This is a genomic window from Curtobacterium sp. MCLR17_045, from assembly GCF_003234405.1.
In the GTDB taxonomy this organism is placed as follows: domain Bacteria; phylum Actinomycetota; class Actinomycetes; order Actinomycetales; family Microbacteriaceae; genus Curtobacterium; species Curtobacterium flaccumfaciens.
In genome coordinates, this window is record NZ_QKTB01000009.1 from 14494 (window position 1) to 37683 (window position 23190).

At 71.4% G+C, this 23190-nt stretch carries 17 protein-coding genes; 6 read left to right on the plus strand and 11 right to left on the minus strand.

Features of this window, described 5'->3' with window-relative positions:
- Window positions 1-7: 7 nt before the first annotated feature.
- The gene (locus tag DEJ05_RS07970) at window positions 8-1159 is read right to left on the minus strand and encodes an acyl-CoA desaturase (RefSeq protein ID WP_111110167.1); all 1152 of its coding nucleotides are present in this window, start codon (window positions 1157-1159) and stop codon (window positions 8-10) included.
- A gap of 166 nt (window positions 1160-1325) precedes the next feature.
- On the opposite strand from DEJ05_RS07970, the gene DEJ05_RS07975 reads away from it, so the two are divergent.
- Complete coding sequence (locus DEJ05_RS07975; RefSeq protein WP_111047536.1) at window positions 1326-2063, plus strand: GAF and ANTAR domain-containing protein; 738 nt, start codon at window positions 1326-1328, stop codon at window positions 2061-2063.
- A 33-nt stretch (window positions 2064-2096) separates the two neighbouring features.
- Here the strand turns inward: DEJ05_RS07975 and DEJ05_RS07980 are convergent, their stop codons facing one another.
- The 4 genes from DEJ05_RS07980 to DEJ05_RS07995 form a co-directional block, all read right to left on the minus strand.
- Complete coding sequence (locus tag DEJ05_RS07980; protein WP_111110168.1) at window positions 2097-4898, minus strand: hypothetical protein; 2802 nt, start codon at window positions 4896-4898, stop codon at window positions 2097-2099.
- Window positions 4899-5104: 206 nt separating this feature from the next.
- A complete protein-coding gene (locus tag DEJ05_RS07985; RefSeq protein WP_181440690.1) occupies window positions 5105-6319 on the minus strand; it encodes an ice-binding family protein in 1215 nt (404 codons plus the stop codon).
- Between the two features lie 376 nt (window positions 6320-6695).
- Window positions 6696-8828: an Ig-like domain repeat protein gene (locus DEJ05_RS07990; RefSeq protein WP_111110170.1), complete on the minus strand. Its 2133-nt coding sequence runs from the start codon at window positions 8826-8828 to the stop codon at window positions 6696-6698.
- A 138-nt stretch (window positions 8829-8966) separates the two neighbouring features.
- On the minus strand, window positions 8967-10253 hold the full coding sequence (locus DEJ05_RS07995; protein ID WP_111110171.1) for a HupE/UreJ family protein: 1287 nt from the start codon (window positions 10251-10253) through the stop codon (window positions 8967-8969).
- Window positions 10254-10375: 122 nt separating this feature from the next.
- Here DEJ05_RS07995 and DEJ05_RS08000 point away from each other — a divergent pair, with 122 nt between their 5' ends.
- Window positions 10376-11098 carry a hypothetical protein gene (locus DEJ05_RS08000; protein ID WP_111054783.1) on the plus strand — a complete coding sequence of 241 codons (723 nt, stop codon included), beginning with the start codon at window positions 10376-10378 and terminating at the stop codon, window positions 11096-11098.
- A gap of 15 nt (window positions 11099-11113) precedes the next feature.
- Here DEJ05_RS08000 and DEJ05_RS08005 read toward each other — a convergent pair whose 3' ends face one another.
- From DEJ05_RS08005 to DEJ05_RS08025, 5 genes are all read right to left on the minus strand, one after another.
- Window positions 11114-12037: an ROK family protein gene (locus DEJ05_RS08005; RefSeq protein WP_111110172.1), complete on the minus strand. Its 924-nt coding sequence runs from the start codon at window positions 12035-12037 to the stop codon at window positions 11114-11116.
- On the minus strand, window positions 12034-13719 hold the full coding sequence (locus DEJ05_RS08010) for an ABC transporter ATP-binding protein (protein WP_111110173.1): 1686 nt from the start codon (window positions 13717-13719) through the stop codon (window positions 12034-12036). Before DEJ05_RS08010 ends, DEJ05_RS08005 begins: the two co-directional genes overlap by 4 nt.
- Window positions 13719-14612, minus strand: a complete 894-nt coding sequence (locus DEJ05_RS08015; protein WP_111110174.1) for an ABC transporter permease — start codon at window positions 14610-14612, stop codon at window positions 13719-13721. The genes DEJ05_RS08010 and DEJ05_RS08015 overlap by 1 nt, the downstream gene beginning before the upstream one ends.
- Window positions 14609-15568: an ABC transporter permease gene (locus tag DEJ05_RS08020; RefSeq protein ID WP_027467218.1), complete on the minus strand. Its 960-nt coding sequence runs from the start codon at window positions 15566-15568 to the stop codon at window positions 14609-14611. The genes DEJ05_RS08015 and DEJ05_RS08020 overlap by 4 nt, the downstream gene beginning before the upstream one ends.
- 88 nt (window positions 15569-15656) lie before the next feature.
- A complete protein-coding gene (locus tag DEJ05_RS08025) occupies window positions 15657-17450 on the minus strand; it encodes a peptide ABC transporter substrate-binding protein (protein WP_111110175.1) in 1794 nt (597 codons plus the stop codon).
- Window positions 17451-17677: 227 nt separating this feature from the next.
- Here DEJ05_RS08025 and DEJ05_RS08030 point away from each other — a divergent pair, with 227 nt between their 5' ends.
- From DEJ05_RS08030 to DEJ05_RS08045, 4 genes are read left to right on the plus strand one after another with little or no spacing between them, the layout of a single operon-like run.
- The gene (locus tag DEJ05_RS08030) at window positions 17678-18862 is read left to right on the plus strand and encodes an ROK family protein (protein WP_083404204.1); all 1185 of its coding nucleotides are present in this window, start codon (window positions 17678-17680) and stop codon (window positions 18860-18862) included.
- Complete coding sequence (locus tag DEJ05_RS08035; protein WP_111054780.1) at window positions 18855-20411, plus strand: M81 family metallopeptidase; 1557 nt, start codon at window positions 18855-18857, stop codon at window positions 20409-20411. Before DEJ05_RS08030 ends, DEJ05_RS08035 begins: the two co-directional genes overlap by 8 nt.
- Window positions 20408-21145 carry a copper homeostasis protein CutC gene (locus DEJ05_RS08040; RefSeq protein WP_071245156.1) on the plus strand — a complete coding sequence of 246 codons (738 nt, stop codon included), beginning with the start codon at window positions 20408-20410 and terminating at the stop codon, window positions 21143-21145. The genes DEJ05_RS08035 and DEJ05_RS08040 overlap by 4 nt, the downstream gene beginning before the upstream one ends.
- A 53-nt stretch (window positions 21146-21198) precedes the next feature.
- A complete protein-coding gene (locus DEJ05_RS08045) occupies window positions 21199-22431 on the plus strand; it encodes an MFS transporter (protein ID WP_111110176.1) in 1233 nt (410 codons plus the stop codon).
- 111 nt (window positions 22432-22542) lie between these two features.
- Here the strand turns inward: DEJ05_RS08045 and aztA are convergent, their stop codons facing one another.
- Window positions 22543-23187 carry a zinc ABC transporter ATP-binding protein AztA gene (aztA, locus tag DEJ05_RS08050; RefSeq protein WP_258376116.1) on the minus strand — a complete coding sequence of 215 codons (645 nt, stop codon included), beginning with the start codon at window positions 23185-23187 and terminating at the stop codon, window positions 22543-22545.
- Window positions 23188-23190 lie beyond the last annotated feature (3 nt).

A 23190-nucleotide genomic window follows, 5' to 3' on the forward strand; every position in this document is an offset into this window, starting at 1 on the left:
GCGGCGGTCAGTGGATCCGGAGTTCGGTGACCATCGGGCAGACGAAGGGGTCGCGGGCGCCGAGGCCGACGCGGTTGAGGTACCGGACGACGATCCCGTACGAACGCAGCAACGTGGTCTCGGTGTACGGCACGTCGAGGGTGTCGCAGTGGTCACGCACGAGCAGGCGAGCCTGCTTCAGCGCCGGACGCGGCATCGACGGGAACAGGTGGTGCTCGACCTGGTAGTTCAGCCCACCCATCAGGAACGACACCCACCAGCCGCCACGGATGTTGCGCGAGGTGCGCACCTGGCGGGAGAAGAAGTCGACCTTCACGTCGTGCGCGATCGTCGGCATGCCCTTGTGGTTCGGGGCGAACGAGGCACCCATCATCACGCCGAACACGGCCAGCTGCACCCCGAGGAACGCACACGCCATCCCGAACGGCAGGAACCAGAACACCACCGTCAGGTAGATCGCGAACCGCGCCACGAGCAGGATGCCCTCGAGGACCCGCCCCCGGACGTCATTGCGCCCACCCGTCCCGCGGAGCACCGACATGACGGCAGCCCGGTGCAGGTTGATGCCCTCGAGCGTGAGCAACGGGAAGAACAGCCAGCCCTGGTACTGCACGAACACCCGGAGCGGCCCGTTCTTGACGGCGGCGGCGTCCTCGGGCAGGAACCGGATCACGTCCGGCGCGATGTCCGGGTCCTTGCCGACGGTGTTCGGGTTGCCGTGGTGACGGGTGTGCTTGTTCATCCACCACGAGTAGCTGAGGCCCACCAGGAACGTCCCGACCCAGCGGCCAGCACGGTCGTTCCACTTCTGGGACGCGAACACCTGACGGTGCGCGGCCTCGTGCGACAGGAACGCGAACTGCGTGAACAGCACGCCCAGCGCACCGGCCACGATCAGCTGGAACCACGAGTCACCCAGGAACGCGAACGCGACCCAGCAGGCGGCCGTCGCCACGACGAGCGCGGAGAACAGCGCCCAGTAGAACCCCCGACGGCGCTCGAGCAGCCCGGCTTCCTTCACCTGCGCCAGCAGCGCGGAGTACGACGAGGTACCGCCGGTCCGCGGCCCGGCCGGGGAGCCGGTCTTCCGGTAGCCGCCGGTGAGGGGTTTCGAGCTGGTCTCCCGCTGCGGGCTGGTACCGGCGTGCTGCGTGGTCATGGATTCCCTGGTCGTCATCGGAATGGCGGAACGTTCCGGCGGCCGGGGTCTGGGGCTGCTGGTCCAACGCTAGAGCCGCCGCGCTCCTCGGTGCAAGCCACAGGTCCGCGTGTCCGCTGCTCGACTACGGTTGTCCCGCCTGCTCGACGGAAGGACCGTTCCCCACATGACCGAGGTACGCGAAGCACGACTGGTCGAGACGTTCGTGACCCTCACCGACAGCCTGGTGGCGGACTACGACGTGGTCGACGTCCTGCAGACGCTGGTCGACCGGGCGGTCGAGTTGTTCGACGCCGCCGCGGGCGCGATCCACCTGCTCGACCAGCAGGACGAGCTGCGCGTCGTCGCGTCGACGAGCGAGCGCAGCAGCTTCATCGGTCTGCTCCAGCTCAACGCCGGCGAGGGGCCCTGCATCACCGCCGTGACCACCGGCCGGCTGGTGACCTCGGAGAACGCCGACGACCTGCGGCAGCACTGGCCGCGGTTCGCCGAGGCGTCGAGGGCTCGCGGCTACGCGGGCGTCCACGCCATCCCGCTCCGGCTGCGGGACACCACCGTCGGGTCGCTGAACCTGTTCCGCGAGACCGAGGGGGCGCTGAACGGAGCCGATGCCCGAGCCGCGCAGGCCCTCGCCGACGTCGCGACCATCAGCCTGTTGCAGCAACGGACCCTCGAGCACGCGACCCTCACCGCGGAGCAGCTCCAACGGGCCCTCGACAGCCGGGTCGCCATCGAGCAGGCCAAGGGGTACCTCGCCCGTGCGGCGGGGGTCGACGTCGAGCAGGCGTTCGGCATGATCCGTCGCTACGCCCGCGCCCACCAGCGCTCGCTGAGCCAGGTCGCCGCCGCCGTGGCGCGCGACGACGTCCCGCTCGCCGACTTGATCGGGGCCGGAGCGTCCTGAGGGTTCGCTCGGGACGCTCCGGACCGCGCACGACTACTTCGTCGTCGTGAAGGTGCCCCGGGCCCGCTGGTCCGAGCCGTAGCCACGGGCGTGCACCACGTGCGTGCCCGGCGCCAGCGCCGCCACGGCCTTCGTGATCTTCAGGCGGACCTTGCCGTCGGCGTTGGCCGTCGTGCGGGTGGCCCGACCGCCGTCGATGCTGACGGTGACCGACTCGCCGGCACGGAACCCCGTCGCCGAGATCGCGACCTTGGCACCCTTCCGGCTGTTCGTCGGCGTCACGGCGATGGCCGTGCTGGTCGCCTGCGCCTCGGCACACGCGTCGCCCGGGGTCCCGACCGCCGGAGCGGACGCGGTCGGCCGTCCGTTCACGCTGCGTACGCCGTCGTCCTCGCGGATGCGCATCGTGCCGACCGAGTCACCGATCACCGAACCGCCCTGGGTGTTACTGAGGGTCATCGCGTAGTCCGACGTCCGCGAGAACGACGGGGTGCGGTCACCGTTCACCGAGACCGCAACCGTGCGGCAGACCTCGCCGGGCTGGAACGTGACGGGCTGCACCGCCGGGCGGATGCGCCCGTCGTACGCCTGGTCGAGGTCGAAGGACACCGTCGTGGCCTGCTCGGCCGGTCGGGAGAGCACGACCGCTGCCCGGACCACCGTGCGCGTGCGGCCCTCGTCGACGAACCGGTCCGCGATGCGTGCGGCGGGACGCTTCGTGACCACCGGGGTGCCGAGGGTCGCGGCGGGCACGAGCGACAGGTCGCTCAGCAGGACCCCGCTGTTCTTCTGCGGGACGTCGATGGTCACCTCGCGCACCGACGTCAGGTCGATGCCAGTGAACGTGTCGAGGGGGATGCGCGCCTGCTGCAGGATCGTCTTGCGCGGGGCCATCCGGGTACCGGGGAGCAGCTGTCCGGCACGGCTGGTGTCGGACAGGCGTCGGGTCGCCACGGCACCGGTCGCGTCGTGGAGGGTGATCGAGACGTTCGCGTTCGTCGTCGCGGTGTCGTCCGGGGTGAGGCGGAGCGACAGCGCCTGGAACCCCGTGAAGTCACCGGCCGCCGGAGCCACCGGGACGTGCACCTGGCCGCCGGTCGCCGCCTTGGTGGGCGAGACGTGCAGGGCGGGGGTGGCCGGCACCGACGACGCCAGGTAGGCCGGGGTGTAGTCCGGGGTGTTGGACGAGATCGAGACGCACGCCGGCAGGATCTGCTTCGCGGGCAGGTTGTCGGTGCTCGCGCAGGTCTTCGCCGTCAGGGCCCCGGTCGTGGTGATCGCCGGGTTCGCGGTGTCGAACAGGGCGAGGTCACGCCGGCTCGCGCCGGGCTGGGAGGCGCTCACCCGGATGTCGGCCGTGCCCAGGGCGGCGGGCTGGCGGTTGGTGCCGTCGAACATCGGCAGGAACTGCTGCTCACCGTCGAGCGTCAGGCGGAAGAAGCCGCTGATCAGGCTCGTGCCGATGGCGTACTGCCGGTCGGACGACAGCCGCGTGGTGTGTTTCGCCTTCGCACCGCAGACCGCGTCGGACTCGTCGTACCAGTCGTCCGACGACGCCTTCGCGTACTTGCCGGGCGTCCACGTCGTGTTGAAGAAGTTGTGGTTCGCACCCATCACCAGCACCGAGGAGCGCAGCACGTCGTCCCCGAAGGCGGTGCGGGAGTCGTCGTAGAAGTGCTGTCCCTGCAGGTCGGACACGTCGCCGTCGCAGTACGGCAGGACGACCGCCGTGTTGGTGTCCGGCAGGGTCATGCGCCCGAAGTCGGTCGGTGCCAGGGGCAGGACGGCACGGATGCCGAAGGGGTTCGTGCGCTGCGTGTTGAGCAGGGCCGCGCGGACCACGCCGTCACCGCCGCGCGAGTGGCCCATGAGGCCGACGTCCTGCAGGTCGAGCTTGCCGGTGAGCAGCGGCGAGAGCCGGGGCTCCTGTCCGGCGTCCGCGCGCTGCAGCAGGCTGAGGTGGTCGAGGACGAGCTGCCCGCGGGCCACCGCTCCGCCGTCGTCCGAGTAGCTGCCGTCGAGGGCGTTGATCGCGTTCGCGGAGATCGACACGACGACGTTGCCGTGGCTCGCCAGCGCGGTCGCTGCTGCGTTGTAGCCGAGGTAGCTCGGGATGTCGGTCTGTCCCTTCCCGCACGGCCACGCCTTCGGGTTGTACGTGCCGCCGTAGCAGGCCTCGTGGCGGCCGTGCAGGAACACCACGACCGGACGCTTGCCGGGGGCGTCCTTCGGCACGAAGACCGCGGCACGCATCTCGCCCTTGCGACCGAAGCCCTTGATCGTCTCGGCTTCGTTGCCCAGGTCGTAGTCGGCCCGGGTGACCGCGTACTGGCCTGCGGACGCCGGGTCGTCGGTCAGGGGTGCCGGGGCTTCGCTCGGCGCGACCGTCTGCGGCGCGGTGGCGGCCTGCCGGTTGCCCTGCAGGTCGGTCTCGCCCGTCCAGCCGAGCTCGACGCTGCGGGCATCGGCGACCGCGGGGTCGGTCGTGGTGACCGTCAGCTGCCGCTGGTCGAGGCTCGTCTGCGCGACGCCGATGTCGGTGCCGTCCACGAGCAGGACGGGGGCCGCCGCACGGAGCGGCAGCGGGTCGGCGAGGGTCAGGACGACGGTGTACCCGCCGTCGGTCGGCGTGACCGTCCAGTCGTCACCCTGCGCGACGGGCGTGCCCGGCGTCGTGATCGTGGTCGTCCCCGTCGCGGCGGTGGACCCGTCGCCCGGCGCGGCCGTGGCCGGCAACGCCGCGATCGTGCCGGAGACGGCGAGCGCCCCGGCGATGAGTGTCGAACACGCGATCTGCAGCGCGATGGTGGAACGGCGTCTCGGCGAACGGTTCACGTCGGATCTCCCCTGGTGCGACGGGCATGCGCCACCGCACGCTCCGTCGCCAACAGTAGGGAGCGCGCTGCTCACCGCGGATCGTCCTGGAGGATGAGGTGACGGCTCAGTCCCTGAGGGTCCTCACGGGTGCGACCACCGGGTGCCCGACGGCACGCAGACGGCCCCGCGACCAGGGTCGCGGGGCCGTCGATCGTGCGGGTGGATCAGATGCGGCCGACGGTGCGGCGACGACGACGCAGCAGGACCATGAGCGTTGCACCCGCGGCGAGGAGTGCCGCGGCGATGCTCAGCGGGACGGTCGGGTCCGAGCCGGTGAACGCGAGCTCACCGGTGGGCTGGTCGGTTCCGCCCCCACCGCCGCCGCCGGCGCCTGCGGGGCCGCTCGGGGTGGCGGTGGGCACCACTGCGGGTGCCGTCGGGGTGGGTGTCGCGGTGGGCACCGGTGCCGGGGCGCGGACCGTGATGGTGACCGTCTGGGTGTCGTCCGGGCTGGTGCCGTTCGACGCCGTGATCGTCACGGTCGAGGTACCCGGGGTGGTCGGGGTACCGGAGATGACGCCGGTGGTGCTGTCGATCGTCAGGCCGTCGGGCAGGCCCGTGGCGGTGAAGGTCGGGTTCGGGGTACCGGTCGCGGTGACGGTGGACGAGTAGGGGACGTCCACGGTGCCGTCGGACGAGGTGCCCGAGGTGATGGTCGGCGACTCGGACGGCGTGCCCGGTGCGGGGCAGCCGTTGGAGGCCGTGATCGTGTTCGTGTCGAGGGTCACGGCGCCGGTGCGGGCCAGCAGGCGGCCCTGCACGGTCGCGCCGGTGGTGGCGGTCACGGACTGCTGCGCCAGGACGGTGCCCTGGAACTGGGCGCCGGTGCCGACGGTGGCGGAGCTGCCGACCTGCCAGAACACGTTGCACGAGCTGGCGCCGCCGGTGATCACGATCTGGCTGGCGGACCCGATGGTCAGGGTCGACGCGGCCTGGAACACCCACACGGAGTTCGCGCTGCCGGCCAGGGTCAGCGCACCGTTGTTCGCCAGGGCGAGGGCGCCGCCGGAGTACACGCCGGGTGAGAGCGAGAGGCCGTTCAGCTCGGTCAGACCGGTCTGGGTCGGGGAGAGCGACGCGGCGACGTTGTACGCGGTGGTGGTGTCGCGCTGGGCCTGTGCGGCCGCGGCGTCGGTCTGGTGCGTGGTGCCGTTGACGACGCCGTTCGGTGCGCCGCCGAAGCCGGTGATGGACGTGCCCGGCGACAACCCGAGGTCGCCGTTGATCACGGAGGGGCCGGTGTTCGTGACCGCGCTCGCGCCGAGGACTCCGTAGGTCGATGCGGTGCCGAGGTTGACCGGACCGTCGATGACCGTCGCGGCGGATGCTCCGCCACCGGTCCCGAGGGTGACCAGCGCGGCGACGGCAGCCGCCGACACGACCAGGAGGGAACTGCGTCTGAGATGGCGAGCCTGCACGGTCCGACCGCTTCCTGCAAGGAGAGGCGGGGTGACGTCGGCGACGAGCGCGCATTCTCGGTGGCTCGAAGTATGCGCTTCTCCACAGTGATTACCTAGGAATGTCTGAACATTCGCCCAAAGCCTGGCAGTTGGCCTGGCTGCCTAGGCGATCCCGGCCTGTGAGCGCATGCTCACCACAGGTTGACCGGCCGCTCTCACCAGCGGACGGGTAGGGAGTTCGGGTCTCCCGTCAGCCGGTGCGGCGCCGGTCCCGGGTAGGACCGGTCGCCCACCCCCGGACACACGGCGAAGGGCCCCGCGATCGGGATCGCGGGGCCCTTGCTGGTGCCGGGTGCTACTTGATGACGACCTTGATGGTCGGGCTGGTGCTCGTGCTGAGCTCCGAGGTCCCGGCGAAGACGGCGTGCAGGTTGTGCGTGCCCTTCTTCAGCGGGAGCTTCGACGTGACCACGCCGTTCTCCACCGTGACGGTGGCGAGGCGCTTCGAGCCCTGGTAGATCCGGGCGGTGCCGTCGACGCTGAAGCCGGTGGCCTTCACCTGGACGGTCGCCTTGCCGCCGCTGTACTTGATGGCGGTGCGGGACGGGGCCTTCTCGACGGTGACCGTCATGGCCTTCGCCGTCTTCGAGTTCGTTCCCGAGTACACCGGGTCCGCGTTGACGAACGAGGCCGTGACCGCGTGCTTGCCGATGGCGAGCGTCTTCGGCAGCGTCATGCTCGCCGCGCCGTCCTTGACCGGGGCCGTGCCGAGGACCTTGCTGCCGTCCTTGAACGTCACGGTGCCCTGCTGGGTACCGATGCCACCGGCGATGGTCGCGGTGACCGTGGCCGGCTTGGCGGTGCCGTAGGTCTGCTCCGCGGCCGACGCGGTGAGCGTGGTGGTCGTCGTCGGCAGCGTGGCGTGCAGGTTGAACTTGTCGACCGTCGAACCGATCGCAGCCGGGTCGGCCGTGGCCGTCGGCTGGAGGGTCACACCGCAGCTGTCCACCTTGCCGTGCTGCACCGCCGAGTTGAGCGTGGTGCAGTCGCTGGCGCGGATGTTCTCGACGGCGAGCTTGTCGTCGGTGACCGAGACCTTCACGAAGGTGCGGACGTGCTCCTGGTTCTCGACCGAGTTGGCGAAGTGACGCTCACCCTTGGGGTCGAGCGGGTCCGCGCCGTAGCCCTGGGTGGCGTCCGGGGTGGTGAGGTCGTAGTACTTCGAGCCGGAGGCCGAGTTCGCCGTCATGTAGATGACGCCGCCGGGGCCGGAGAAGACCTCCGGAGCAGCGGGCTGCTCGTTGGCGTTGGCCTTCTTGCCGTTCTTGATCGCGTAGCTGCGCGAGTAGGAGTGGTCGTGACCCTGCAGGACGAGGTCGACACCCATGTCCGAGAACGAACGCGTGAAGTCGAACCGGCGCTGCTGGTTGTCACGGTCGTTCGCGTGGTCGGCCGGCGAGTAGATCGAGTGGTGGTAGACCAGCGTCGTCCACTTCGCGTCGTCGCCGTAGCGGTTGATGACGTCGCGCACGTAGTTCACGTGGGCAGCGTCCGAACCGGCCGCGTAGGCGTTCGAGTTGATGTCGATGAACAGGACGCCCTTGTACATGTACCAGTAGTCGCCACCCGAGTTCGCGGTCGTGTTGCCGCCCGGGTAGAAGTCCGGCACCTTGAGGGAGTTCGGCACCTGGTTGTGCTGCTCGTAGGCCTTGCCACCCACGTCGTGGTTGCCGATGGTCGAGGCCCACGGGTAACGCTTCAGCACGTCGCTGCTGTCCGCGAACGCGCCCCACTCGTACTCGTTGTTGGCGTGCTCGACCTGGTCGCCACCGGAGACCAGGAGCTCGGCGTCCGGCTCGGTCGACGTGGCGTACTTGAGCGTGTCCGCCCAGCCGGCGCCGTCGTCGTCGGTGAAGCCGGACGAACCGATCTGCGGGTCACCGAAGAACAGGAAGTCGAAGTCGCCGGAGAAGCTCTTCGTGGTGAAGGTGTACGACGCGGACCAGGCCGAGCCGTCCGCCGCACCGACGTGGTACGTGTACGACGTGTTCGGCTCGAGGGCCGAGATCGTCGCGTGCGCGTTGATGTAGCCCGACTCGGCGGCGATGCCCGGGATGCTCTTGGTGTTCGAGTCGGTCGCGCTCGAGTCGGCTGCGGTGTTCGCGGCCTCCGAGGCGGCGACCGTCTGCTTGGCGTCCGTGAAGACGCCGTCCGTCATGGACGCGGTCTTCTGGATCTCGAGCGACTGCGCGACGTTCGTGGGGAAGTACCACGAGGCGATGCGCTGGCTCTCGGTCGCGCCGACGCCGAGCAGGATGTGGATCGGGCCACCGGTCGAGATGTTGGTGGTGGGGGTGTTCGTCGCAGCGGTGGCGGCGTTCGTGCCGACCATCGAGGCACCGGCGATGAGCGCGGCCCCGAGGACGGCTCCGCAGACGCGGAGGGTGGTGGTTCTGCGCCGGGTAGTGGCGCCGGACAGGAGACTCATGTTGGTCCGTTTCTCAGACGTGGGATGGTGCAGCACGGAAGACTCTGCATGCACTGCAAAACGTCTTGGTAAACGCTGAGTGACAGTTCGTCGCTGTTCAGGAACGAACGCGACGTGCCAGCAGTTCCGTTGCGAGCGTCAGCCCGCCGCGAGCCGCTCGACGAACCAGATCATCCCCATCACGAACACGCCGGCGGTCACGGCGCCCGTCACCCAGAGCGACACCCGGTGCGCCTTCCGCCGCAGCAGGGAGAGCGGCGGGAAGACGATGACGATGATCGCGAGCTGCACGGCCTCGATGCCGACGTTGAAGATGAGGAGCGAGACGAGCAGCTGCCACGAGAACGCCTCGTGGATACCGAAGGCCCCGGCGAACCCGAGCCCGTGGATGAGCCCGAAGGCGAAGACGACGGCCAGGCGGGTCCAGCCGGCGCGGTCGAGCGAGAAGTGTCCGTGCTCGCCGACCACCAGTTCGTCGGCCCGCGACCGACGACGCCAGAGCCGCCACAGGTACCAGCCGGCGACCGCGGCGATCGACAGGGCGATGAGCGGCTCGACGACGATCGCGGGCGGGCTGACCACACCCAGGGCGGCGAGGATGAACGTGATCGAGTGGGCGATCGTGAACGCGGACGCCGTGTAGACGACCTCGCGCAGGCGACGCGACCCGGCGATGAGCGCCACGAGGAACAGGATGTGGTCGATCCCGGTGAGCAGGTGCTCGGCGCCGAGCCGGAAGAACTCCCAGAAGCGCTCACCCGCCGACTGCTCGGTCGAGAACGTGCGCTGCGAGGCGTCGAGGGTGGCCGAACCCGTCCGGTCGTCGACGTCGTAGGTGACGATCGTCTTGGTGTCGCGCACGAAGGTCTCGTCGTCGGGGAAGAGCTCCGACGACACCACGTGCCCGGACTGCGTCTCCGACGGTTCCGGACAGGTGAAGTCCGCGGTCACGTGGGCGTACGGCACCTCGTCCTGCAGGTCGACCGTGACGGTGTCGTCGAGCGTGCCCGTGCAGGCCTGCCCACCGGCTCCGGACACCCGGAACCGGTCGAACACGTACTTCCCGATCGCGTCGGTGTGGGCTTCGGCAGCCGAGACCATGCCGGGGAAGTCCCCGTCGTCCCAGGCCTGCTGACCCTGCTCGTGCAGCGCGTCGTCGTGCTCGCTCGTGGCCACCGAGACGAGCATCAGGTCGTACTCGAGCCCGAGCTTCGCCTGCACGACGGTCGGCTTCGTGGACGTGACGTCGGCGTAGACCACCGAGCTGAAGCCGTGCGCCGACGCCGGTGCGGCTCCCCCGAGCACGCCGATCACGACCACCCCGAGCAGCACGAGCGCGGCGACGATGCGTGCGACGAGCGCGAACAGGGGGAGGGAGCGGGCAGGGCGGGCGCGCAGGAGCGCGGCGGTGGTTCCGGAGGGCACGCGCAGACGATCCGGCCCGCAGACGACCGGCAGGTGAACAACCGGTGACCAGCAACGGGACGGCGGTCGGACAGGTCCCCGGACCGGCCCGGAGCGGCCGTCGGGCGTGCTTGCATGGTGCCGTGATCCGCCCCGCCACCCGGACGACCTCCCTGTTGACCGCCGTCGCCCTCGCCGCCGCCGGCACCGCTCTGCTGGCCGGCTGCTCCGGGGCGTCGGACGGCGCCACCGGCGGCACCGGCACCGCCCCGACGGCGACCGCGTCGGCGCACGCCTCGGCCGGGGTCCTGGGCACCGGGTTCTCCGACCCCGACCAGCCGCCGGCGCCCGAGGCCACCATCCACCCCGAGCCCGGTTCGTGGTCCGGGGTGCACGCCCCCGCCGGCTACGACGTCGTGCTGCTCTCCGACGCGGGTGACGCCGCCGACGCTCCGACCCGGACCCTGCTCGACGCCGTCGAGTCGTGGGCCGCGGACGAGGACGTCACCGTCACCCCGGTCTCGGCGAAGGGCCCCGACGACCGGATCGCCGCGGTCCTGCGCGCCGTCGACGCCGAGCCCGACCTGGTCATCACCGTCGGCAACCACATGGTCGACCCGCTCGCGGCGGTCTCGCCGACCGCGCTCCACCAGCAGTTCCTGGTCGTCGGTGCCGAGATCGCGGAGCCGACGTCGAACGTCACGGCGGCGGACTGGACGGGCGGCGGGTTCCGCGGCGAGGGCCTCGGGCCGTCGAGCCACTACGACCCGGAGACCTTCACCGAGGACCGCGCGGCCCGCGGCCTGCGCGCCGGCCTCGCCGCCGTGCTCCACGACCTGCGCGGCATCGTCGTCTGGGTGCCCTGACCGGGCGCTCCCCCGCTACGCGGTCTCCGGCTCCAGGACGCGCGCCCGCACCTGCGCCGCTGCGCCGAGTGCCACGGCGTCGGACCCGAGCGTCGACTGCGAGAGCCGGATCGTCGCCCCGCTGACCGGCGGTTCCGCGGCGATCGCCGCCGTGATGGCCGGTTCGAGCAGGTCCCAGGACCGAGCGATCCCGCCGCCGATCAGGACGGTGGTGACGTCGAGGATCCCCGCGGTCAGCAGTGCGGCCCGCGCCAGGCCCCACCCCGCGGTGGCGAAGACGGCGGCCGCGTCGGCGTCCCCACCGCGTGCGGCGACGGCGACGTCCCGTGCCGAGAGCATCCGCCCGGAGCGTTCGGCGTAGCGGTCGGCGATGCCGCGCGCGCCCGCGATGGTCTCCAGGTGCCCGGTCTGCCCGCAGGTGCACCGGGCGTCGCCGAAGCCGGGGACGTGGCCGATCTCACCCGCGGCACCGCGCGGGCCGGCGAAGAGCTGTCCGTCGAGCACGAGCGCGCCGCCGACCCCCGTGCCGAGGGTCATGCCGAGCACGTCGGACTCCCCCACGACCGCACCGGTGGCGATCTCGCCGAGCAGGAACGCGTTCACGTCGTTGTCCAGGGTTGCGGGGACGCCGAGGGCGTCCGTCACCGCGCGGGTCACGCCGTACCCGGCCCACCCGGTGAACGAGTTGCCGGTGACCAGGACGGTCCCCGTGGTCCGGTCGACGACGCCGGCCGCGCCCACCCCGACACCCGCCAAGGAGGCCCGGTGCGTCTCGAGCAGACCCGTCACGGCCCCGAGTGCGGCCGTCACGATCGCCGCCCCGCCCGCGTGGGCGGGCGTCGGCAGGTCGAGGCGGTCGATGACCTCGAGGTCGGGCGTGGTCAGGACGACCTTCGTGTTGGTGCCGCCGACGTCCACTCCGGCCAGGACCAGGGTCACGCGGTCACCGCCGCGAGTGAGGCGAGGCGCTCCGTCCGACGCTGCCGTTGCAGCACGGGGTCGGGCACCGGCACCGCGGCGAGCAGACGCCGGGTGTAGTCGGTGGTGGGGTGCAACAGCGTCGTGCCGGTCGTGCCCTGCTCCTCGACGACGCCCTGGCGCATCACGACGACGCGCTCGGCGAAGTGCTGCACGACGGCCAGGTCGTGCGAGACGAACAGGCACGCGAAGCCGAGGTCGTCCTGCAGCTCGCCGAGGACCTCGAGCACGGTCTCCTGCACGCTGACGTCGAGCGCCGAGGTCGGTTCGTCGGCGACGAGCAACCGCGGTTCGAGCACCAGTGCCCTAGCGAGCGAGACCCGCTGGCGCTGCCCGCCGGACAGCTCGCGGGGGGCACGGGACGCCAGGGTCCGCGGCAGCCGGACGGCGTCGAGCACCTCGTCGATGCGACGACGACGATCGGCCGAGGACATCCCGCGACGGTGCACGGCGAGGGGCTCCGCGATGCACTCGGCCACCGACATCCGGGCGTCGAGGGACGCCACCGGGTCCTGCAGCACGACGCCGATGCCGGAGCGGAGAGCACGACGGTCACGCCCCTTCGCGGTCCGCAGGTCCTGCCCGAACAGCGACACCGTGCCGGACGTCGGCTTGATGAGCCCGAGCGCCACCCGGGCCGCGGTCGACTTGCCGGAGCCGGACTCGCCGACCAGGCCGACGGTTTCACCGGCGTGCACCGCGATGTCGATGCCCGCGAGCGCGTGGACGGCGCGCGCCCCGCGCCCGAACGTCACCGAGACGTCCCGCAGGTCGACCACCGGGGCCGCACCGGGCCTCCCGGCCGGCTCGGTCTCCGCGTCGGTGAGGGGAGCCGACGGACGGTCCCCCGCCACGTCGAGCCGCGGCACCGCGGCGAGGAGCCGCTTGGTGTACTCGTGCTCGGGGCGGAGCAGGACGTCCTCGACCCCGCCGGTCTCGACGATCTCGCCCTGGAGCATGACCGCGACCCGGTCGGCGAAGTCCGCGACGACCCCCATGTTGTGCGTGACGAGCAGCACGCCGGTACCGGTCTCGACGGCGAGCGCACGGAGGAGCTCGAGGATCTCGGCCTGCACGGTCACGTCGAGGGCCGTGGTCGGCTCGTCCGCGATGAGCAGCTTCGGCGCGTTCGCGATCGCCATCGCGATGACCACGCGCTGACGCTGCCCACCCGACAGCTGGAACGGGAACGACCGGGTGCGCGACTCGGGGTCGGGGATGCCGACCCGGCGCAGCAGGTCGACGGCCTCGGCCGCGGCGGCGGACGCGGAGACGTCACGGTGGTTCCGGATCACCTCGGCGATCTGCGCACCGACGCGGGTGAGTGGGTCGAGGGCGGTCGCGGGCTCCTGGAAGACCATCGAGACGGTCGAGCCGCGCAGAGCCCGGAGCGCGGGTTCGGGGGCGCCGACGACCTCGTGGCCGGCGACGACGGCGCTGCCCGAGGCCGTCGCGTTGCCGGAGAGCAGGCCCATCGCGGCGAGGGCGACGGTGGACTTGCCGGAGCCGGACTCGCCGACCAGGGCGAGGGTCTCGCCGGGGGCGACCGACAGGGACACCCCCCGCACGGCGTCGACGGTGCCCGACTCGGTGCTGAAGGAGACGCCGAGGTCGGTCGTCCGCAGGATCGGTTCGTTGGTCATCAGCGGCCCCGCACGTCGAAGGCGTCCCGCAGTCCGTCGCCCACCGCGTTGAACGCGCAGACGACCAGGATCACGGCCAGACCCGGCGGCACGATGAGCCACCAGCGTCCGGAGTAGGCGGCGGTGAGCCCCGCCGAGAGCATGCCACCCCAGTCCGTCGCGGGCGGCTGCACGCCGAGCCCGAGGTACGAGACGTAGGCGACCAGCAGGATCGCGTCGGCGACCTGGAACGTCGCCGCGACGACGATCGTCGACACCGAGTTCGGCAGCAGGTGCTTGCCGATCGCGCGGGCGTGCGAGCCGCCGATCGCGCGCAGGGTCAGGACGTAGTCGCGGTTCTTGAGCGTCAGGGTCTCGGCGCGGATCAGGCGGGACGGCACGAGCCACGACACCAGGCCGAGGATGACGATGAGGCCAGCGACGCCGGGGTTCGTGATCGCCGAGATGACGAGCAGGATGAACAGCGCCGGGATCGCGATGCCGGCGTCGACGACGCGCATCATCAGGGCGTCGACCCAGCCGCCGACGTACCCGGCGACGGAACCCCACAGGGTGCCGACGACGGTGGCCAGGACCCCGGCGGCGATGCCCACCATCAGGGAGACCTTGCCGCCGTACATCAGGCGGCCGAGGACGTCGTGGCCGACGGCGTCGGTGCCGAGCCAGTGCGCGGCGCTCGGGCCCTGGTTGGCCTGCTCGAGCAGTGTGTGGGTCTGGTCGGTCGGGTACACGAACGGGCCGACGAAGCAGAACAGCACGATGACGACGATCAGGGCGAGGCCGATCACGGCGAGGGTGTTGCTCCGGAACCGGCGGGCGGCGAGCCGGAACCCGGTGGCCGCGACGGTGACGGGGGCACCCGGGGCTTCGGGGGCCATCTGGACGGCGGTCATGCGCGGCTCGCCTTCACTCTGGGATCGATGAGGGACTGTGCGACGTCGGCGAGCAGGGTGCCGATGACGGTCGCGATGGAGATGACGAGCACGCAGCCGAGCAGCGTCGGGTAGTCGGAGGACTGTGCGGCGTTCCAGAACAGCAGCCCCATGCCGGGGTAGTTGAACAGCTGCTCGGTCACCAGCGCGCCGCCGAACAGCACCGGCAGGTAGTACCCGAGCATCGCGACGACCGGGGTCAGCGAGTTGCGGAACACGTGCCGCCGCAGGATCGTCGCGGTCGAGGCGCCGCCGGCACGGGCGGTGCGGACGTAGTCCTCCTGCAGGTTCTCGAGCGTCGAGGCGCGCATGTACCGACTGAACACCGCGATCATCGCGAGGGCTCCGGTCACCACGGGCAGCACGAGGCCGGCGGGGTCCTGGAACACCTCGGCCAGGGTGGTGCCGCTCGGTGCCTGGGACGGCAGCCACGGCAGCTGCTGGCTGAAGACGATGATCAGGACGAGGCCGAGGAAGAACGCGGGCGTCGAGTAGAAGACGAAGGCCAGGGCAGTCGCGGCGTAGTCGACCGCACCGTTGCGGCGGGCCGCCTGGAGCATCCCGACCGGGATCGCGACGACGAGTCCGAGCACCGCGGAGATGCCGGTGAGCACGAGGGTCTTCGGCAGGCGCTCGGCGATGAGCTGCGAGACCGGCTCGTTGAGCGTGTACGAGGTGCCGAGGTCGCCGGTCAGCAGACGACCGAGGAACCGCAGGTACTGCACGGGCAGCGGCTGGTCGAGCCCCTGCGCCTGGTTGAACTGGGCGATCTGCGTGGGGGTCGCGGAGACGCCGAGCACGCCGCGGGCGGGGCCGCCGGGCAGCGCGTGCAGCAAGCAGAACACCACGACGGTGACGATGAGGATCACCGCGAGCGCCTGCAGGACGCGCCTGGTGAGGTAGAGAGCTGTGGTCATGCGGCTTCCGATGGTCGGATTGGAGACGTGAGCCGGGGAGGAGGCGCGGTGCGCGTCGGACGCGCACCGCGCCTCCAGGGTCGGTTTCCTACTTGGTCCACTTCCACTGGGCCGGGTGGAAGTTGGCGAGCGAGTCCTGGTCGAACCCGGACAGGCCCTTCTTGACGACCGAGATCTGGTAGTCGGGGCTCGGCAGCCAGATCACCGGCAGGTCCTTCGCGACCGCGGCGCTGTAGTCCTGCACGGCGGTGGCGTCGGTCGAGGTGGTGGTCGCGTCGATCAGGGAGTCGACCTCCTTGTTCGAGTAGCTGCCGAAGTTCGCCGAACCGCCGGTCTGGAACAGCGACTCACCGGTCGGGTAGGCCGGGAAGTACCAGCTGCCCGCGGTGCCGAAGAACGACAGGTCCCAGTCGCAGCTGGCCTCGTCCGAGGTGCAGGTCGGGGTCTGCGACAGCACGCTCGACACCGGCGCGGTCTTGATGGTGAAGTCGATGCCGGTCTTCGCGAGCGAGGACTGGATCGCGCTCATCATGTTGTCGGTCACGGTCGAACCGGACTGCGACAGCACCTGCATCGAGAACTTCGTGCCCTGCTTGACACCCTCGCCGCACTGGCTGGCGGACGTGCCCGGGTCGGTGCAGACCATCGTGCCGCCCTGCTCCTCCCAGCCGTGGCTGGTCAGCAGGTCCTTGGCCTTCGAGGTGCTGAACGGGTACGGGTTCGACTTCTGCACGTCGGAGACGTAGTCGGACTCCTGTGCCTGCGGGATCGGACCGTAGGTCGAGGTGGCGGTGCCGTTGAAGACCACCTTCGACAGCGACGTCTGGTCGATCGACATCTGGACGGCCTGACGGGCGTACAGCTGCTTGAAGACGGCGCCCATGTCGGGGTTGTTGAAGTTGTACGGCATGTACGTGATCGCCCAGCCGGTCCACGGCTCGACCTCGTAGCCCTTCCCGGTGAAGGACGCCTTCTGGTCCATGTCGGTGGCGTTGATGTACCCGTAGTCGACCTCGCCCGAGCGGACGGCGTTCACCTCGGCGTCGGCCGTGGTGAAGGGCAGCAGGTTGACCGTCGTGATCGACGGCTTCTCGCCACCGTCGTACTTCTTGTTCGCCGTCAGGGTGACCTTGCCGGCCGTGGTGAAGGTCTTGACGCCGTAGGGGCCGGAGATGGTCTTCCACAGGTCGTCGGTGGCGTAGTCGGAGATCTTGCCGGCGGCGGTGTTGAGGTACTTCCACACCTGCTTCGCGCCGGCGGTGGTCTCGTCGGCGTCGGTCACCTTCGCGGTCGCGCTGGTCTTGTCCCAGGCGTGCTGGGGCAGCGGGATGATGTGGCTCAGCTGGTTGGCGAGCATCCAGTCCGAGTTGTAGGCCTTGTCGAACGTGATGGTGAAGTGCGTGTCGTCGACGGCCTTGAACGAGGTCCAGTTGTCCGGTGCCTTGCCCTTGGAGTACGAGCCCCACTGGTCCTTGTTCGCCTTGATCAGGTTGAACCAGAACCCGACGTCGCGGCTCGTGATCGCCTCGCCGTCCGACCAGTGCCGGTCGCCGAGCGTCATGGTGACGCTCTTGCCGTCGTCGGCGAACTTCGCGTCGGTGGCGACGGAGCCGGCCTTGTTCCACGCGATCTTGCCGGTGGAGCCGTCGTAGGCGACGAGCGGCTCGTACAGCGACTGGGCGATGGAGCCGTTGTTCGTGTTGAGGTGCGCGGCGGTGCCGATCGGCAGGATCCAGTTCGGCGTGAAGTTGGCGGGGAGCGCGTAGTCGATCTCGTCGGTCGATCCCTGCGAGGCGTTGCCGCCTCCGGAACAGCCGGCGAGCAGCGCGCTCACGGCGATCGCAGCTCCGGTGAGGAGCGCCCAGCGACGGGGCTTGGACATGCGGTGTCTCCTTGTGCGAGGGACTTCGGGGAGGTGGAGCACGGGTGCCGAGCGGCACGAGGACAGTCAAGGACCAAAGCGATTGGAAAAACAAACATCTCGATGTAAAAACTGCGTTACTGCGGAACGGACGAAAGGGTGGACCGCTCGATCCGCCCCGTAGGCTCGCGGCAGAACGGACCATCGACCGGTGCTCCGCTCCCGTTCCGCCCGGATTGGAGAAAGTCGTGGCCGATCTCAGCGCCCGCGTCCTCGAGCTCGTCGCCTCGGGGCAGGCCGCCAGCCGGACCGAGATCGCGAAGGTGCTCGGGGCCGCCCCCTCGACCGTCTCGCACGTCGTCGGCCAGCTCCTGGAGCACGGGATCCTCGCCGAGGAAGGTACGGACGTCTCGACCGGCGGTCGCCCCCGCAAGGTGCTCCGCATCGGCGGCGTCGACGAGTACGCGGTCGCCGCGGACGTCGGTGGCGGGCACGCGCGCATCGGCGTGGTCCTGCCTGGAGGCGCGCTCGAGTCGGTCGCGAACGTCCCGTTCGCGCTCTCCGACGGTCCGACCGCCGGGCTCCAGCGCCTGGCCGCGCTGCTCGAGCGGCTCGCCGACGACCGTGGTCGCGAGGGGCTGCGGGGCGTCGGGCTCAGCCTGCCCGGGCCCGTCGACGTCGTCGCAGGGGTCGTGGACCTGCCGAGCCGGATGCCGGGGTGGAACGGGTTCCCCGTGGCCGCGTGGCTGAGCGACCGGTTCGGCCTGCCGGCGATCGTCGACAACGACGCGAACTGCATGGCGGCGGGTGAGCAGACCGTGCAGGATCCCGCTCGACGCCAGACCATCACGATCAAGGCCGGGTCGGCGATCGGTGCGGGCATCGTCATCGACGGTCGGCTCTACCGGGGGTCGACCGGGGCCGCCGGGGACATCACCCACGTGCGGATCGACGCCGCCGGGGACACCCCGTGCTCGTGCGGCAACACCGGATGCCTGGAGACGGTGGCATCCGGGGCCGCCCTGGTCCGGATCCTGTCGAACGCCGGGGTCGACGTCGCCTCGACCGCCGACGTCGTCCGGCTCGCCTCGGACGCGCACCCCGAGGCCACCCGTGCCGTGCGGATGGCGGGCAAGTACCTGGGCGAGGTGCTCGCCGCCAACGTGAACTTCTTCAACCCGGACGCCGTCTACCTGGGCGGCATCCTGTCGACCCTCGACCCGTTCATCGCCGCCGTGCGGAGCCAGCTCTACGAGAGCTGCCACCCGCTGATGACCCAGCACCTGGCCATCGAGCCGGTGTCGCTCGGTGCCGATGCCGGGCTCGTCGGCGCCGGGCAGTTCGCCCTGCAGCGGGGCCTCGCCGCCTCGCTCGAGGAGCTCTCCGCGCCCATCCCCCAGTCCACCACCAGGAACAGGAGCGTCCGTGTCTGAGACCGGTCCCGTCACCCCCGCCGTCCCCGCCAGCACCGCTGGTGCCCGTCGCCCGGTCATCGCCATCGCCGGGCTCGCCATCGAGACGTCGACGTTCACGCCGACCCGGACCCACGCCCCCGCGTTCCACCCGGACCGCGGCGACGAGGCCGTCGCCCGGTACCCGTTCCTGGCGACCATGGCCGACCGGGCGGACTTCCGCGGGGCGCTCATCGGGCACGCGCTACCCGGCGGGATCGTCGACCGGGCGTCGTACGAAGCCCTGGCCGACGAGATCGTCGAGCGGCTGCGTGCGATGGGTCCGGTCGACGGGCTCTGGTACGACATCCACGGCGCGATGGTGGTCGAGGGGCTCGACGACGCCGAGACGGACCTGCTCGGCCGCATCCGCGCGGTCGTCGGCCCCGACGTCATCGTCTCCGCGTCGATGGACCTGCACGGCAACGTCACGCGCGAGCTCGCCCACCAGGTCGACCTCGTCACCTGCTACCGGATGGCCCCGCACGAGGACACCCTCGAGACGAAGGAGCGTGCCGTCCGGAACCTCGTCGACGTCCTCACCGAACGACCCGTCGGTGCGCAGCGACCCGTGAAGGCCTGGATCCCGATCCCCGTCCTGCTGCCCGGCGAGCAGACCTCGACCCGTCTCGAGCCGGCGAAGTCCCTGTACGCGCAGGTCCCGCTCGTCGAGCAGACCGAGGGCGTGCTCGACGCCGCGATCTGGGTCGGTTACGCGTGGGCCGACCAGCCCCGCGACCAGGCCGTCACCGTCGTCACCGGGTGGGACGAGGCAGCCGTCGCCGCCGGTGCCGAACGGCTCGCGGCGGCGTTCTGGGACGTCCGCGAGGACTTCGTGTTCGTCGCCCCCACCGGCACGTTCGAGGAGTGCCTCGACGCCGCGCTCGCCCCGGGCGCAGCGAAGCCGTACTTCGTCTCGGACTCGGGCGACAACCCCACGGCCGGCGGCTCCGGGGACATGACCTGGGGGCTGACGCAGGTGCTCGCCCGCCCCGAGTTCCAGGACCCGTCCGGCCCGACCGTCATCTACGCGAGCGTGCCCGGACCGGCCGCGGTCGCCGCGGCGGTGGACGCCGGCGTCGGTGCGACGATCACCGTGACCGCCGGTGCGTCGGTGGACCACGTGCATGCCGGCCCGATCACGATGACCGGCCGGGTGCACGCGATCAAGCACGGCGACCGGGACGCCGAGACCGAGGTCGTGCTGCAGGTCGGCAGCGTCTTCGCGATCCTGACGAAGCTGCGGAAGCCGTACCACCACGAGCACGACTTCACCGACCTCGACCTGGCACCGCGGCAGGCGGACGTCGTCATCGTGAAGATCGGGTACCTCGAACCGGAGCTGTTCGACATGTCCGCCGACTGGATGCTCGCGCTCACCCCGGGCGGTGTCGACCAGGATCTGCTGCGCCTCGGGCACCACAGGATCGAGCGGCCGATGTTCCCCTACGATCGAGTGTTCCCGACGGCACCGGACCTCCGCGCCCGCATCGTCCCCGCCTCCAACGAACCGCTCGGAGCCCCTGCATGAGCACCACCGCCGCACTCGAGATCGCCGTGACCTCTCCGGCGGGTGCGATCACCGCGCGGGACGGCGGCGCCGACCGCGTCGAACTCTGCGTCGGGCTCGAGCTCGGCGGGCTCACCCCCTCGCAGGCCCTGGTCGAGACGACCCACGAGACCGGGATCCCGGCGCACGCGCTGGTCCGCTGCCGCCCGGGCGGGTTCGTGCACTCCCCCGACGAGGTCGAGCTCATGGTGCGCGAGGTCCGCACGGTCCTGCGCTCCGGGGCCGCCGGTGTCGTGGTCGGAGCCCTGCGCCCCGACCGGACCCTCGACGAGGACGCCCTCCGCCGCTTCGTGGACGCCGCCCGGTCGGTCAGCGCCACCGCCGAGGTCACCCTGCACCGCGCGATCGACCACGCGACCGATCCCGTCGCCGCAGCCGGATCGCTCGCTGCGCTCGGGTTCACCCGCGTCCTGACCTCGGGCGCCGCCCCCACCGCGGTCGCCGGCGCCGAGACGATCGCCCGCATGGTCGAGGCCGCCGGGCCCGTGCAGGTGATGGCCGGCGCCGGGGTCACCCCCGCCGACGTCCGCGCGCTGCTCGCCACCGGCGCCGCCGCCGTGCACCTGTCGGCCAAGCGTCCGGCCGCGGACAGCACGCACGCCGGGGTGCCGATGGGCGCCGGGGACGACGGCTCGGCGCACTTCGTCACCGACGCCGAGGTCGTCGCGGCCGCGCGGCGCGCGCTCGACGCCTGACCCGCTCGCCGTCACACGGGAATGGCGGCCGTCGGAACCCGCTTGACGCCCCCATGACATCGTCAGCAGCGCGCCGCGGGTGGCTCAGCGTCACGTCCGTCGCACTCGGGTCGTTCGTGCTCGTCCTGTCCGAGTTCCTGCCCATCGGGCTGCTCCCCGCCATCGCCGACGACCTGGACGTCGGCATCGGCACCGCCGGCCTGATGGTCGTCGCCACCGGACTGGTCGGCGCCGTCGCGGCACCGGTCGTCACCGTCCTGACCTCGCGGCTCGACCGCCGGGTGGTGCTCGTGTCCCTGACCGTGCTGCTCGTCGTCGCCGACGGCCTCGCCGCGATCGCGCCGTCGTTCTGGGTGCTGCTCATCGCACGGATGCTGCTCGGGGTCGGCATCGGTGGTTTCTGGGCCATCGGTGCCGGGATCGCCGGGCGACTCGTCCGGCCGGAGCTGACGATCCGCGCGACCTCGCTCATCACGGCCGGCGTCTCCGTCGCGACCGTCGTGAGCCTGCCGCTCGGCGCCCTCGTGTCGTCGCTCGCCAGCTGGCGCCTCGGCTTCGTGATCGGTGGGGCGCTCGGTGTCGTCGCGCTCGTCCTGCAGCTGGCGATGCTGCCGAGGATCCCCGCGCAGCAGCGGGTGCGGTTCGCCACGCTCGGGTCGCTGCTCCGTGCGCCCCGTGCCCGGGTCGGGCTCATCGCCGCAGCCTTCGTCTTCGCGGCCCAGTTCGCCGCGTACACCTACATCGCGCCGTACCTGCAGCAGCTCGTCGGTGTCGGCCCGGACACCGTGACGATCGCGCTGCTGGTGTTCGGCGTCGCGGGCATCGTCGGCAACTTCGCCGCCGGCTTCACGCTCGACCGCAGTGTCCTCGCCACCATCGGGGCGTCGAAGTTCGTGCTCGCGGCGGCCGTCGTGCTGCTCCCGCTGCTCGCCCACTCCGTCGCGGGGGTCTTCGTGCTGCTCGTCGTGTGGGGCTTGGTGTGGGGTGCGCTGCCGCTCGGGATGCAGACGTGGATGTCGACGGCGTCGCCGGCCGGGTCCGAGACCGGGCTCGCGCTGTTCGTCACGACGATCCAGCTCGCGATCGCCGCCGGTTCGGTGCTCGGTGGGGCCGCGGTGTCGTCGTTCGGTCTGGCTGCCGACTTCTGGCTGGCGGGCGGGGTCGCGATCGTCGGTGCCGTGGTGCTCGTCGCGATGGGGCTGCGGAAGTCGAGCGCCGTGCCGACGGTCGAGCCGGTCGCCGCCGACCCGACGCCGACCGGACCGGTGGCCGTCGCCTGCCCCTGACCGCCGTTCCGGGGCCCGCAAAACACCGGTGTTCGTGCTCTGAACACGCGCAAACCGCGGTTCGACAGACGAACACCGGTGTTTTGCGGAATCGGCACGACGGACGCAGGGTCAGGTCAGGGTGACGATGCGGTCGGCCGCAGCGATCGCCGCCGGGTCGTGGGCCGCGTGCACGACCACGACACCGGCCGCGGCCTCGTCGGCGAGCGCCGCCACCACGAGCGCCGCTGACTCGGCATCCACGCCGGCGGTCGGTTCGTCGACCAGCAGCACCCCCGCCCGCTGGGCCAGCCCGAGCGCGACGAGCGTGCGCTGCCGCTGCCCGCCCGAGAGCTCCTCGATCGGCCGGTCGGCCAGGTCCGTGATCGCCATCCGTTCGAGCTGCGCGTCGACGACAGCCCGGTCAGCGCGTCCGAGCGGCCGCCACCACGCGCGGTGCCGCCACCGCCCCATCGTGACGGTCGCGCGGACGGTGAGCGGGAGCGTGGTCGGCGGCACGGACTGGGTCACGTAGGCGACGCCGTCGGACGGGAGGCCCGTCACCCGCCCGGCGGTCGGCCGCACGACGTCCGCGACCACGTCGAGCAGCGTCGACTTGCCGGATCCGTTCGGTCCGGTGAGCGCGGTCACGACCCCGGCGGGGAACGTCACGTCGAGCATGTCGAGGACGGTCCGGTCGCCGAGGACGGCCGTCACCCGGTCCAGGTGGACGGGAGATCGGGGCTCGGCGGGGTCGGTCGGCTCGGTCGCAGGCACCTG

Coding starts and splice junctions, on each gene's coding strand:
- DEJ05_RS08045 (WP_111110176.1), top strand. CDS start 21,199: ATGACATCGTCAGCAGCGCGCCGCGGGTGGCTCAGCGTCACGTCCGTC.
- DEJ05_RS08020 (WP_027467218.1), bottom strand. CDS start 15,568: ATGACCACAGCTCTCTACCTCACCAGGCGCGTCCTGCAGGCGCTCGCG.
- DEJ05_RS08010 (WP_111110173.1), bottom strand. CDS start 13,719: ATGACCAACGAACCGATCCTGCGGACGACCGACCTCGGCGTCTCCTTC.
- DEJ05_RS08025 (WP_111110175.1), bottom strand. CDS start 17,450: ATGTCCAAGCCCCGTCGCTGGGCGCTCCTCACCGGAGCTGCGATCGCC.
- DEJ05_RS08040 (WP_071245156.1), top strand. CDS start 20,408: ATGAGCACCACCGCCGCACTCGAGATCGCCGTGACCTCTCCGGCGGGT.
- DEJ05_RS07990 (WP_111110170.1), bottom strand. CDS start 8,828: ATGAGTCTCCTGTCCGGCGCCACTACCCGGCGCAGAACCACCACCCTC.
- DEJ05_RS07970 (WP_111110167.1), bottom strand. CDS start 1,159: ATGACCACGCAGCACGCCGGTACCAGCCCGCAGCGGGAGACCAGCTCG.
- DEJ05_RS07975 (WP_111047536.1), top strand. CDS start 1,326: ATGACCGAGGTACGCGAAGCACGACTGGTCGAGACGTTCGTGACCCTC.
- DEJ05_RS08015 (WP_111110174.1), bottom strand. CDS start 14,612: ATGACCGCCGTCCAGATGGCCCCCGAAGCCCCGGGTGCCCCCGTCACC.